Genomic DNA, 12,996 nt, shown 5'->3' on the forward strand with positions numbered 1-12,996 from the left:
GGGTTGCCGGCAACCTACGGTTTTCATTAACGAGGTCAAGTTTTTGCGGTTCCGGGAATGCCGGTTCCAGCAGGGTCAAGCGCGTCGCTCAACTGCTGGTGCACGCGCGTTCCCGCAGCGACGATCCCGTTCAGCCGGGGGTGTGGATTGTTGAACCGAAGGGGCTGCCCGGTGCGATCCGTGCACCGTCCCAACGCCTCACGCAGGATCAGGTCGCCGGCGGCGATATCCCATTCCCAACTGGGGCGCAGGGTCAGCATTCCGTCGAACCGCCCCTGTCCCACAAGCGCCATGCGATAGGCCAGTGACGGGCGATACGCGCGCGCGAAATCCGGCGCGCTGCCCTGCCGCCAATGTCGTGGGTCCAGGTTGGGTTTTGCGGCCAGTATCTCGGCCTCAGCCAGCGTCGCTTTCTGCGAGACCTTGATCGGTTCGCCGTTCAGCGTGGCACCCTGGCCGGTGGCGGCGGCATAGAGCAGGTCGCGTTGCGGCAGATAGATTACGGCCGCTGTCACGATACCGCCCTGCGCCACCGCCAGCGAATGCGCCCATGTGCGGGATCCTTCGGCAAAGCTGCGGGTGCCGTCGATGGGGTCGACGATGAACACCCTCTCACAAGCCAGCCGATCGGTACTGTCCTCGGTCTCTTCACTCAGCCAGCCATAGCCAGGGCGGGCGCCGGGCAGCCGGGTTTCGAGCATGGCGTTGACCGCCAGATCTGCCTCGGTCACCGGCCCCGCGCCCTCGGGCTTGTCCCAGCGCTGCGCCGTGCGCCCCGAGTACCTTGTGGCGATGCGCCCGGCCTCGAGTGCGGCGTCGATGAGCAGGGGCAGGTCAGTTGCCGGCAAGGGTCATCCCTTCGATCAACAGCGAGGGGACGACGCGCGAGAGATAGGTGCGCGCATCGTTCGCCGGGAGGATCCGTTTCAGCATGTCGCGTAGATTGCCCGCGATGGTGCATTCGTTGACCGGATGAGTGATCTCGCCATTCTCGACCCAGAACCCCGAGGCGCCCCGCGAATAGTCGCCGGTATTGGGATTGATGGTCGAGCCGATCATCGAGGTGACCAGCAGCCCGGTGCCCATGTCCCGCAGCAGGTCCGCGCGGCTTTTATCGCCCTGCGTCAGGCCGAGGTTCCAGTTGCTGGGCGAGGGCGGGGCGGACACGCTGCGCGCCGCGTTGCCGGTCGAGGTCATCTCAAGCTTGCGGGCGCTGGACAGATCCAGCGTCCAGCCGGTCAGAACCCCGTTCTCGACAATGGCGCGGCGGCGGGTCGGCAGCCCCTCGGCATCGAACGGGCGCGAGCCGGCGATGCGTGGGCGATGCGGGTCTTCGATCAACGACAGATGCTCGGGCAGTACCTGTTCGCCCAGTCTGTCCTTGAGCCACGAGGCGCCGCGCGCAATCGCCGCGCCGTTGGCGGCGGCCACCAGATGACCGATCAGCGAAGAGGAAATGCGTTCGTCGAACAGAACCGGAAAGCTGCCGGTCGCCGGCTGCCGGGCACCGACCAGTTGCGTTGCCCGTTCGCCCGCCGTCCGCCCGATCTCGGCAGCGCCGCGCAGATCCGACTGAAAGGTACGGCTGTCACCGTCATAGTCGCGCTCCATGCTGGTGCCAGTGCCCGAGATCGCCACGCAGGATACCGAGCGGCTGGTGCGGGCATACCCGCCGGAAAACCCGTTGGTGGCGGCCAGATGGACCCGATGGATGCCATAGCCCGCTGCGGCGTCAGACACCTGCGTTACCCCCTCGACCGCCATGGCTTCGGCCTCGGCGGTCAGCGCATCCTGCATCAGCGCCTCGGCGGAGGGTTCGGGGGAGGCGTCGAACAGTTCCAGCGCGTCCGCGTCCCAGTCCCCGGCTAGTTGATCCGTAGCGGCCAACCCGGCAAACGGGTCCTCGGGCGCCTCCCTGGCCATCGCCACGGCTCGCTCGGCCATGGATGTCAGCGTGTCGGGACGGCTGTCCGAACTGGACACGATGGCCTGCCGCTTGCCCAGCAACACCCGCAGCCCCAGATCGGTGCCCTCGGATCGTTCGGCATGTTCCAACGCCCCGCCGCGCACCTCGACCGAAACGGATGACCCTTCGATAACGATCGCATCGGCGGCCTCGGCCCCCACCTTGCGGGCGGCGTCCAGCAGGGCTTGGCTGATCTCTTCCGGTGTCCGGGTCATGGGGCCTCCGTTTCCTTGATTTGGACCTAGCCGTGCCTCATCCGTCCTGCAAGCCCCCGGACCTGAAAAGAATGGTGAGGTCAGGCGCACTCATCTTGTTCAGCTGCGGCAAAAGCAGTGCGCGACATGGCGCGGGAACTCGGCTGCCAGCGACAGACCGATGCTGCGTGGCCGAAAACCAAAATGGGCGGCACCTGCGCCGCCCATTCTTACTTGCCTATGATCAGGTTCAGTTCATGGTGAAATACTTGAACTTGGCGGTGTCGTCCGGCGCCACGATGGTACCCACGTTCGACTTCATGCCCCAGTTGAGCACCTGATGGTGGATCGGGATGTAAAGCTGTTCGTCCTGCACCACCTGCCAGATCTCCGCGATCATCTCGTCGCGCTTGGGCAGGTTGGTCTCGGATGCCAGCGCCTCGATCTTGGCGTCGAGATCGGGGTTCGAGAAGCGGGTGCCATTCCACGAGCCGTATTTCTCACCCTTGGTATGGGCCAGGAAGTTGAAGATGTATTCCGAGTCGTAGGTCGGAACACCCCAGCCCAGCATGTAGAAATCGGTCTCGAGGTTGTTGATCAACGGGAAGTGCTGCGCCTTGGGCTTGGCGTCCAGATTAACCGTGACCCCGATCTGCGCCAGCATGCCGACGGCGGCCTGACAGATCGCCTCGTCATTGATGTAGCGGTCGTTCGGGCAGTCGAGCTGGATTGAGAACCCGTCGCCATAGCCCGCTTCCTCCATCAGCCCCTTGGCGGCGGCGATGTCGGTCTTGGACGAGCTGTCCATCGCCTCGTCCCAGCCGTTGACAAACGGGGGCGAGATCATGCCCGCAGGCTGCGACTGGCCGCGCATCACCACCTGCTTGATGGCATCGCGGTTGATCGCCATCGACATGGCCTGACGCACGCGGACATCCGCAAGGGGGTTCTTGCCGTCGACATTGTCGTTGGCCAGATCCTCATCGCCCTGGTTCATGCCGAAAAAGATCACCCGGTTCTGCGGTGCGGTGCGCACATCCAGACCGTCGGCCCCGGCCACGCGGCCCAGATCCTGAACCGGCACGTCCTGGATGAAGTCCACCTCACCCGACAAGAGCGCGGCAACTCGGGTCGCGGCGTTCTGGATCGGAGTGTAGATGATCTCGGTCACCGCCATCGGGAACTCGTCTTTGCCCCAGTAGCTCTCGTTCATCGTCAGGACGGTTTTTACGTCCGGTTCGCGGCTGACCAGCTTGTACGGTCCGGTGCCGTTGGCGTTCTTGGCGGCAAACGTGTCCTCGCCGCCCTCATAGTCCTGCACCTTGACCGCGCCATTTGCCTCGGCCCAGGTCTTGTCCATCATGAACATGTTGGTGAGGTTGTTGGGCATGATCGGGTTTGGCCCGTTGGTCTCGATCTCGACGGTATACTTGTCCGCCGCGCGCACCTCTTTCACCGAGGCCAGCAGCTCCTTGTAATCCGAATCCGGCGTCATCGCGCGGTTGAGCGAGAACACTACGTCTTCGCTGTCGAATTCGGCACCGTCATGAAAGGTGACGCCCTCGCGCAGCTTGAACACCCAGATATTCGGGTTCTCTTCCGACGGGCCCCATTCGGTGGCCAGCGCCGGTACCATCGCGCCGGTCATGTCGCGCATCACCAGCGGCTCCATGATCTGGTGCGCCAGCGCAGAGGTCGGGCCTTCGTTCTGCGCATGCGGATCCAGCGTCAGCGCGTCACCCGCGCGCGCCCAGCGGATCGTCTCGGCCGAGGCTCCGGCGGCCATCAGCGCGGTGGCGCTGGCCGCCAGCAGAAGATGTTTGAAAGTCATGTATTTCTCTCCCAGTTTTGTTGTTCTCCCGTCTCCTGAGAGACGGTCGGCTGTGTTGCCAGCCATCATGGCGCGTATCTTTTCGGGCCTTTGCACGTATTGCAACAGTTGAGGTGGAATTGCCCTAGCGTCACCTCAGTGCGCGGGTTCCCGGTCAATATCCGGTCATCTCGAGATATCCGCGCCCGGTATGGCTGCCTGTTATGTGAACCGGGCCCTCCCAATAGGGAAACCGGGTGCCCATCCAAGCGCGTTGGTTAAGGGCCGAGACGGTGACATCCACATCGTAGGCGGGCACTTCCAGCCGCCACTTGGTCGGAATGCGGCGGGTTTCCAGATCGGTTTGCTCAAGCGGTTCGGCCATAATGGCCCCATCGGGCAGCGCCGTGGTCGAACCGTCAGCTGCAATCCAGGTGGCCGAGGTGAAATCCCCGCGGCCGCCGCGCAGCTGGAACGCCATCAACCGCGCACCGGTGTCGAAGCTCAGCGAGAACCAGTCCCAGCCGGTCTGATCCTCGGACAAGGGTTGCGAGGACCATTCGCGGTCCAGCCAGGCCTGACCGGTCACCAAGATATCGCCCTCGGGCAAATGCAGCGTGCCGGACACCACATAAGCGGGCTGCGAGTAGTAGTGGCTGGCCTGCCCATCCGCCGATTTCACCGAAAACCCGTCGTCGCCGTGAAAGATCAGTGGCCCTTCGGCTGTCAATGACAGGTCATAGCTGAAATCGGCGCCACGGGCGGTGAGCGTTAGGTTGTCGAAATCCGGTCCCGCCATTTGCCAGTCGTCGATCCAGGCCGAAAATGGCGCGGCGGTAACGCCCGCCTGTCCGATCCCGCCGCGCGACATGCGCTCGGCAAAGCGGTGATGGTCAGGCGTGGTGACGGCGGCGTGGCCCATCCAGAGCTGCGGGCTCTGCCAGCCCTCGGCCTCATGCGGTTTCAGCGCCGAGCGGAACAGAGTCCACTGGATGCCGTAGTCCCGGCCATCCTCGCCAGTGAGCGTCGCGGTCACATACCACCACTCGATGCGGAACGCCGGGTGGGGGCCGTGATCGGCGGGAAAGTCGAACTCGTAACCGCGTTGCGGGACGGCAAAGCCCTCGGCCCCGGTGCCCAATCCGGCAAAGCCCTGCGCCATCGCGGCGACCGGCAAAAACAAGAGCAGAGTGAGGGCCTTAACGTTCATTGGCAAACACTCTCAGCAGGTCCGAGGGCGGCAGGCGCCGCAGCCGGAGCGCCGGTATCGCGGCCGCCAGAGCGGCGGCTAACAGGGCCAGCACAAGCAGCCGGACCCAATCCAGTGGGAACAGATACATCGGCAACCGCCACCCGAACGCCTCGACATTGATCACCGCCAGCAACGCCCAGGCCAGCAGCAACCCCAACGGCAGCGCCAGCAGCGCAGTCAGCGCCGCCAGCAGCACGCTGCGCAGCAGTTCCAGCCGCGCCAGTTGCGCCCGTGTCAGCCCCAGCGCCCAGACCGGCGCCAGTTGCGGCAGGCGCTGGGTCCAAAGCGTCAGCAGGCTGGTCAGGATGGCAAAGCTGGCCACGCCTAGCGTCAGGATATTGAGCGCAGCGGTCACCACAAAGGTCTTTTCGAAAATCACCATCGACTGCGCCTTGAGCGCGGCCTGATGGATCACCGCTCCGGGCGGCAGGTCGAACCGGTCGCGCAATTCATTCGCCAGCTCCGAGGCTCTTTCGGGCGCGATCCGGACACCGAAGCGGCGATTGGGGGTGCCGGGGACATGCGTGGCCAGAACCTCCACCGAGACGATGGCTTGGCCCGTCGGGTTGCCGTAATCCGAATAGACCCCGGCAATCGGCAATTCCCACTCCGGCAGCACGGTCAGCCGGTCGCCGGGCCAGAGATTGGCGCGGCGCGCAAGTTGCTCGTTGATCAGAATGGCTTCTCCAGCGTTAACCCGGTCCCAGACATCCCGGTCCGATGCGATCAGTGGCCAATTCTCGCGATAAGTGAAATGATCGACAATGCCGTAAAGAAACAATGGCCCGGTTTCATGCGCCAACTCGGTTCGCCGGATCGGCAGAACGGCATCGGCGCGTTGGCTGAGCCAGCCCGCGATCTCTGCGCCCTGCTGGTCGTCCCGTGCGGTGATGTACAGCTCGGAGGTCAGGCGCTGATCCAGCCAGCCGGTGAAGGTCAGTCGGAAACTCGACACCATGGTGCCCACCCCGACATTGGCCGCCAGCGCCAGCAGCAACGCCATCAGCGCCAACGACAGCCCCGGCAGTTGTGCCCGCATATCCGCCCAGACCCACTGCGCCAGCGGAGCCCGCGCGCGCGCGCCGCAGAGACGCAATATGAGCGACAGAAGTGGCGGCAACAGCAGCGCTGCCCCCATCAGCAACCCACCCAGAAACGCAAAGCCGGCCACCAGCCCGTCGAACAGAAGCACGGCCATGATCCCGCCCGCGATCAAGGCACAGCCGGTGGCGGTCCCGACCAGCGCGGACCCCGCCTGCATCCGCCACGCCTGCGTGCCGGGGGCGGCCAGCAGCGGCATCCGCGACAGGCGCCAGAGCGCCTGTGCGCTAGCGATCAGTGTGCCGCCCACCGCCATCGCCAGCCCTGAGGCCACCCAGGCCGGGCGCAGCGCCAGTTGTCCATCGACCGGCGCGCCGTAGAGCCCGCGCAGGGTCGCCGCCACATCGGGCAACAGCGCCCCAGCCAGCAGATATCCCAGGATCAGGCCAATGGCGCCTCCGAGCAGTGCCAGCAGCAGCAGCTCGGCTAGTATCAACCAAGTCAGCAGCCGTAATGTTACGCCCAGTGCCCGCAGGGTGCGGATCATGCCCCGCCGCTGCGCCATCGCCAGCCCCACGGTGCCATGCACGATGAACAGCCCCACGGCAAACGAGAGCAAACCGAAGGCCGTCAGGTTGAGGTGGAAACTGTCGGTCAGGCGCGCGGTGTCGGTTGCCGCTTCGGGGTGTTTGCGTTGCAGCTCGGGCGCCAATTCGGTGAGCGGCGTCAGGCCCTTGGGCTGATCCGGCAGGACTACCAGCCGCGTGATCAGACCGGGCTTGTTCAACAGGCGCTCGGCCACGCCGATATCGGTCAGGATCAGATCCGGCGGCACCGCTTGGCTTGCGATCACCGGCGGCAGATCGGCTTGCGCGGCCAGCAAGGGCGCAAGCTCGGAGCGGGCAAACAACCGCCCCGGTGCGGTCAGGACATCTTCCGGATCGGGAGGTGCTTTATCGCGCTCAGCCTCTTCGATGGCGGGCAGCGGGGGATAGCTCAGCAGGTCCACCCCCATCAGCCGCAGGCTGCGCCCGCCGACCCGCAAGCGCCCCTCCAGCACCGCCGCCAGCTGCCACCCGGCGCGCCGCAAGTCGACGTAGCGGGACAGGGGGATGCTGCTTCCGGGCGCGTGCAACTCGTCCAACTGGCCGGCCGCAAGCTGTGCATTGGCGCGGGCATAGCTGGCGCGCGCTTCGGCATTGATCGCCTGCACGGCGGACCAGAGAGCGGTGGCCAGCGCCAGACCGCACAGCAGGGTGATAAGTTGCACCTTGTGGCGCCGCCAATGCGACCAGAGCGCCTGGACAGCAGGCCGGATCATGCGATCCGCCCGCCCGCCAGATGCGCGCGCCGGTCGAGTTGAGCGGCGATTTCGGGCGAGTGGGTGACCAGCAGCAGCGCCGCGCCCGAGGCTTTGACCAGATCCAGCATCAGGCTCAGCACCGAAGCACTGGCGGTTTCATCCAGATTGCCGGTGGGCTCATCCGCCAGCAGCAGCTTGGGCCGCACCGCCAGCGCCCGTCCGATCGCCACCCTCTGCTGTTGGCCGCCCGAGAGGTGTTCTGGATACCGCGATTGCAGATCGGAAAGGCCCAGCCGGTCGGTCAGCTTGGCCAGCCAGCCGGTGTCCAGCCGCCCCGCCAGACGCGCGTGAAAGGCCAGGTTCTGGGCCACCGTCAGCGAGGGGATCAGGTTGAACTGCTGAAACACCAGCGCCACCCGATCCCGCCGCAACGTGGCCTGGCCTGCATCATCTAGCGTCGAGAGCGCCACACCGTCCAAGGTGATCTCGCCCGCGTCAAAACCGTCCAGTGCGGCGGCGAGGTTTAGAAGCGTGCTCTTGCCGCTGCCGCTTTCGCCGGTTAGCGCCAGCGTCTGCCCGGCCTTCAACGTCAAAGACACATCCTGTAACACCGGTCGGCCACCGGGGTAGGTCTTGTGCACATGGTCGATGGTCAGCAGCATCCGGCCCTCGATATTTGGTGGAGCCACAATGTGGACCAAGCCGCAGAAGTGTCCAGCGCGGATCCGACAGCGGAGCCATTCGCCGCAGCCGCTGCGGGAGCAACCCTGTGGGCTTGTTCCTCGCGAAACCTCCGTCCATTCTGAGCGCAAACTTCAATCGAGCAGCAGATGAGGCCGGTCGCATGACACTGTCACAACAAATTCTCTGGGGCAGCATGTATCTGGGCCTGTGTTTCGTGATCGAAATCGTGATGCTGACCTGGTGTACACTCGTCATTCGACGGCTGGCTGATAAATGGGCGAGCAAGGGCCACACCATCCAAACTGCTTCACCGATTGCGGTTGCGCTGGGGTTCATAGTGCTGACCCACACCATTCAGGTCTGGATATGGGCGATGGTCTGGGTGTTCAGTTCGGTGCTGCCTGACTGGAACAGCGCGCTCTATTTCTCGCTCGTGACCTTCACTACACTGGGATACGGCGACATCGTGCTAGGCGAGAATCTGAGAATATTCGGTGCTTTCGCGTCCGTCACCGGTTTGCTCGCGTTTGGCCTTTCGACCGCTTACATGGTGGCGCTGATGACCCGCGTGTTTGAGAATCGTTTTTTGTCCTGAAGTGATCCGGCCCGAATGGTCACATCGCAACAAAAAAGGCCGCCGGATGGCGGCCTTTCGTTTCTAAGCTTAGGATTATTTGATCCGCTGACCGTTGGCCGAAATGTGGCCTTCTTTGTTAATCTCGATCTTCGAGTTCAATGTGTCCGGCGAGTCGCCCGGTACGGCCAGCATGCCCATCATCATCCGGGCGCCCATGGCGTCGCTGTCCGACATCAGGCCCATGCCGATCAGCTTGTCGATCAGCGCGTTGGCACCCACAAGCTGCAGGTTCGCCTCACCCGAGGGCGCGGGCATGCCGTCGAAGGCCTCGAGGTTGGAATTGTCGAACTCGAATGCGCCGGTCCCGGTCAGCTTTGCCCCGACCATCGACACGGTCAATTGGTTGATCGCCAGCGTTTCCAGCTCGCCAGGGGCTGCTTCGGTTGCATCCAGCGTCTCAGCCACGGTCGGGTCGAGGAAATCGACCAGCACCTTGGCGGTACCTGTTGCGTCCAGCGCGATGGTTGCCGGATCGCGAGGTAGCGCGCCGGCAGGATCAAACATGCCCCAGATGATGTCGGACATGGTAAAATCGGTCAGGTTCATGCCAAACGCGAAAGGCTGCGCTTCGTCCGAGGCTTGCACCGGAACATCGAACTTGATCCCGGCCTGGGCCATTGCCAGCTCGATGGGGAAGGGCAGGTCCTGCGAGGTGACAGACAGCTCGACACTGTTCTGCGCGATGTCATAGCCGATATGGTCGGCATCCATAGCAACCTCGAACGTTCCGCCCTGTGAGCTGCTTTGCATTCCAAACTGCTCGCCATCCCCGGTGCCCGAAATGTCCGAGCTGCCGGCGCCGTAGGTGAACGCACCTGCAAAGTTGAACCCGGCCTCGATCATGCTCTGATAATCTGCCGCGTTGATCCCCATGGGTATCATCCCGGCGCCCTTGAAGGTCAGCGCGTCCATCTTGCCGCTGAACTTGCCCTGATCGTCGGATTCGGGATCGTCAAAGGCGATATCGTAGGTCAGACTATCGGCGGTGAAACTCTGATCGACGTCGCGGTTCTCGCCAATGACCATGCGGGACGTGCCAGCGACTCCGGTCATGTCAAAGGCAACCTTGACCACATCCGATGGAATGGCTTCGCCATCCGCCTCGACCGAGTCGAGCACCACGCCAAGCCGGCTTGCCGAATAATCATAGGTCATGTCCTCGGGCGAGCCCGAAACAAGCATGGTCATACCGTCGTGGGAATAGGTCAGCGCGGCCTTGAACACCTCATCATCGGCAGTGCCGTCAATCACCAGCGGGAATGACGGGGGCAAGCCGATGCTGACGGTGCCATCGCCGTTTTCGGTCATCGTCATTTCGGGGAAGTTCATGTTGAACTGGCCGTCCTGCTCCGGCAGGTCCATCGCGAGGGACACATTGGCAACGGTGGTCACGTTGCCCGAGGTGCTGGCCGTGCCGGAAACCTCATATCCCATCCCGCCCAGATACGCCTGCCAGTCGGCCCAGACGTCATTGGCTGTGAGATCGGCCCAGGCACTCTGAGAAACAACGGCGTAGGCAATAACTGCGCCGCAACTGCGGCGGAGGAAAACAGACATAAGGGAACCCTTCTTGATCAATGTCGCACATATCGTCGGGTGTGGCGGCGCGGGCGTCAAGGGGGCAAGGGCTGGACCTTCTCCCCCTTGGCAAAGTACGACTTTCGGAAAGGGCGTCACAACAGGGGTTTGACGATGGATATGCAAGGGAAAACTGTTCTGATCACCGGCGCCAGTCGCGGCATAGGGGCCGAGACCGGGCGCGTTTTTGCCGCAGCCGGTGCAAATGTGGCCCTGGTCGCGCGCAGCGGGCAGGCGATTTCCGCGCTGGCCGCCGAGATCGGAGAGCGCGCTCTGGCGCTGCCCTGCGATGTCGGCGACTACGCTCAGGTCGAGCGTGCGGTGGCCACCTGTGTCTCGCATTTCGGCAGTCTGGACTTGCTGATCGGCAATGCCGGGGCGATTGAGCCCATCGCTCATATCGCGCGCGCGGACCCGGCAGCGTGGGGGCAGGTCATCGACATCAACCTCAAGGGCGTGTTCTACGGGATGCGGGCGGCCCTGCCGGTCATGCGCGCCGCCGGAGGGGGGACGATCCTGACCATCTCGTCCGGTGCTGCGCACAATCCGGTTGAGGCATGGAGCCATTACTGCGCCTCCAAGGCCGGGGCGGCGATGCTGACCGATTGCGTGCATCTGGAAGAGGCGCATCACGGCATCCGCGCCATGGGTCTGTCGCCGGGCACCGTTGCCACCCAGATGCAGCGCGAGATCAAGGCCTCTGGCATCAACCCGGTCAGCCAGCTGGATTGGGAAGTTCATATCCCTGCGGACTGGCCTGCTAAGGCGCTGCTGTGGATGTGCTCGTCGGATGCGGATGAATTCCTGGGCACCGAAATCTCGCTGCGGGACGAGGGCATTCGCAAGCGGGCCGGGCTGACATGATCGATCTGGTGGAGGAGGACGGGTTGTGGATCGTCACCCTCAACCGTCCCGACAAGGCCAATTCGCTGACCGGGGCGATGCTGGCGGAACTGGCCGGGATCGCTGAGGCCGCGGTTGACGCCAAGGCGTTGATCCTGACTGGGGCTGGCAGCGTATTCAGCGCCGGGGCCGATCTGGACGAGGCGCGGGCGGGTCTTGCTACTTCGGACCTGTGGGAGAGGCTATCGAACGCCATCGCCGCGCTGCCTTGCCTGACTGTTGCGGCGCTGAACGGGACGCTGGCGGGTGGCGCGAATGGCATGGTGTTGGCCTGCGATCTGCGCATCGCCGTGCCAGCCGCCAAGTTCTTCTACCCAGTGATGAAGCTGGGCTTCCTGCCGCAGCCCTCGGACCCGAAACGCATGGCCGCCCTGATCGGTCCCGCGCGCACCAAGCTGATCTTCATGGCGGGCCAAAAAATCACGGCGCAGGAGGCCTATGGCTTTGGCCTTGTGGACCGCATCGTCGAGCCCGACGCGCTGATGCCGGTGGCGCGCGAACTGGTGACCGACAGCGTGGCCGCGCGGCCCGAGATCGCCGCTGGGATTGCGGAGATGTGCCGATGAGACTTTCAGCATTGCGGCTGCGCGTGGCCGATCCCGAGCGACTGGCCCGGTTCTACACGGACGTTCTGGGCATGACGGCGCGGCCTCAGGGTGCCAACTGGCGCGTCGGCTATGACGGCGCCGATGCCGACCTGCTTCTGATGCCGGGCGGCGGGGCCTATACCCATGATCGCGGCCAGCGCTATTGGAAAATCGGGATTACCTTGCCGAATGTCGATCTAGCCACCGACTATCTGCGCAAACAGGGTGTCGAGGTCAGCGACCCGCATCAGTTCCTCGATATCGGTTACATGTGCCATCTGGCGGATCCCGAGGGGTTCGTGATCGAGCTGCTGCAACATGATTTCGAGGGCAACCGGCCCAAGGGTGCGGGCGATGCTGCACGGCCCTTCGCCGGAGCCCGCATCGGCCAGATCACACTGCGCACCGGCGATATCGTGGCGGAGGAGACGCGCTGCAAAGCGCTGGGTATGCGGCTGCTTTCGATTCAAGAAGTCGCACCCTACGGCTTTGACCTGCACTTCTACGCCTTCACGGACGACACCCAGCCTGATCCCGATCTGTGGTCAGCCAACAACCGCGAATGGCTGTGGAAGCGCCCCTATACCACACTGGAATTCCAGCACATTCCCGGCGCGAGCTTCGTGCCGACGCCCGACTATCGCGGTATGGAGATCGAAGGTTTGACAGAGGCCACAAGCGACGCATTTAGTGATCCGCTACTGCCGGGCTGATCACCGCACCCGCCGCTTGCCCGGCACTTTCGACCGGAACCCGGGCGGGCGTTTGCGGACCCAGCCAAGGAATTTTGCCAGCCGGGGATGGGCGCGCAGGGCCTCGACGGTGCTGTAGTCGCGCGCCAGCTCTGTCTCGGTCAGCGTGGCGTGAACCTCTTTGTGGCAGATCTGGTGTAGCAACACCGTCGGTCCGCCCTTGCCGCCTTTCAGCCTGGGGATCAGATGGTGCAGGCTGCCGGACCCATCGGGGATCGGGCGGTCGCAAAGCGGACAAATCGGTTCGGTCATCACGGTCCTGTTTTTCTTGCCGTCCACGTCGTAGACA

Annotated in this window: 12 protein-coding genes; 4 read left to right on the top strand and 8 right to left on the bottom strand. The window is 64.1% G+C overall.

The window, feature by feature from the left end; translation table 11 throughout:
* Positions 1–35: 35 nt before the first annotated feature.
* The 6 genes from AB3N21_RS09305 to AB3N21_RS09330 all read right to left on the bottom strand — a co-directional run bounded on the left by AB3N21_RS09305 (position 36) and on the right by AB3N21_RS09330 (position 8,228).
* A complete protein-coding gene (locus AB3N21_RS09305) occupies positions 36–848 on the bottom strand; it encodes an inositol monophosphatase (RefSeq protein WP_367934968.1) in 813 nt (270 codons plus the stop codon).
* A complete protein-coding gene (locus tag AB3N21_RS09310; RefSeq protein WP_367934969.1) occupies positions 835–2,181 on the bottom strand; it encodes a TldD/PmbA family protein in 1,347 nt (448 codons plus the stop codon). Before AB3N21_RS09310 ends, AB3N21_RS09305 begins: the two co-directional genes overlap by 14 nt.
* 229 nt (positions 2,182–2,410) lie before the next feature.
* Positions 2,411–3,991: an ABC transporter substrate-binding protein gene (locus tag AB3N21_RS09315; protein ID WP_367934970.1), complete on the bottom strand. Its 1,581-nt coding sequence runs from the start codon at positions 3,989–3,991 to the stop codon at positions 2,411–2,413.
* A 154-nt stretch (positions 3,992–4,145) separates the two neighbouring features.
* Complete coding sequence (locus AB3N21_RS09320; RefSeq protein WP_367934971.1) at positions 4,146–5,180, bottom strand: lipocalin-like domain-containing protein; 1,035 nt, start codon at positions 5,178–5,180, stop codon at positions 4,146–4,148.
* Complete coding sequence (locus tag AB3N21_RS09325; protein WP_367934972.1) at positions 5,170–7,584, bottom strand: FtsX-like permease family protein; 2,415 nt, start codon at positions 7,582–7,584, stop codon at positions 5,170–5,172. The genes AB3N21_RS09320 and AB3N21_RS09325 overlap by 11 nt, the downstream gene beginning before the upstream one ends.
* Positions 7,581–8,228: an ABC transporter ATP-binding protein gene (locus AB3N21_RS09330; RefSeq protein WP_367935075.1), complete on the bottom strand. Its 648-nt coding sequence runs from the start codon at positions 8,226–8,228 to the stop codon at positions 7,581–7,583. Before AB3N21_RS09330 ends, AB3N21_RS09325 begins: the two co-directional genes overlap by 4 nt.
* A gap of 182 nt (positions 8,229–8,410) precedes the next feature.
* Between AB3N21_RS09330 and AB3N21_RS09335 the strand changes: the two genes are divergently transcribed.
* Positions 8,411–8,845 carry an ion channel gene (locus tag AB3N21_RS09335; protein WP_367934973.1) on the top strand — a complete coding sequence of 145 codons (435 nt, stop codon included), beginning with the start codon at positions 8,411–8,413 and terminating at the stop codon, positions 8,843–8,845.
* Positions 8,846–8,920: 75 nt separating this feature from the next.
* Here the strand turns inward: AB3N21_RS09335 and AB3N21_RS09340 are convergent, their stop codons facing one another.
* Positions 8,921–10,444: a DUF2125 domain-containing protein gene (locus tag AB3N21_RS09340; protein WP_367934974.1), complete on the bottom strand. Its 1,524-nt coding sequence runs from the start codon at positions 10,442–10,444 to the stop codon at positions 8,921–8,923.
* Positions 10,445–10,579: 135 nt separating this feature from the next.
* Between AB3N21_RS09340 and AB3N21_RS09345 the strand changes: the two genes are divergently transcribed.
* Genes AB3N21_RS09345 through AB3N21_RS09355 form a run of 3 tightly spaced genes read left to right on the top strand, consistent with a single transcriptional unit; the run spans position 10,580 to position 12,668 of the window.
* A complete protein-coding gene (locus AB3N21_RS09345; protein WP_367934975.1) occupies positions 10,580–11,329 on the top strand; it encodes an SDR family oxidoreductase in 750 nt (249 codons plus the stop codon).
* Positions 11,326–11,934, top strand: coding sequence for an enoyl-CoA hydratase/isomerase family protein (locus AB3N21_RS09350; RefSeq protein ID WP_367934976.1), 609 nt, complete (start codon positions 11,326–11,328; stop codon positions 11,932–11,934). Before AB3N21_RS09345 ends, AB3N21_RS09350 begins: the two co-directional genes overlap by 4 nt.
* Complete coding sequence (locus AB3N21_RS09355; protein ID WP_367934977.1) at positions 11,931–12,668, top strand: VOC family protein; 738 nt, start codon at positions 11,931–11,933, stop codon at positions 12,666–12,668. Before AB3N21_RS09350 ends, AB3N21_RS09355 begins: the two co-directional genes overlap by 4 nt.
* On the opposite strand, the gene AB3N21_RS09360 is transcribed toward AB3N21_RS09355, so the two are convergent.
* On the bottom strand, positions 12,669–12,959 hold the full coding sequence (locus AB3N21_RS09360) for an HNH endonuclease (RefSeq protein ID WP_367935076.1): 291 nt from the start codon (positions 12,957–12,959) through the stop codon (positions 12,669–12,671).
* Positions 12,960–12,996: the final 37 nt, after the last annotated feature.

The organism is Ruegeria sp. (assembly GCF_040830605.1).
GTDB lineage: Bacteria > Pseudomonadota > Alphaproteobacteria > Rhodobacterales > Rhodobacteraceae > Ruegeria.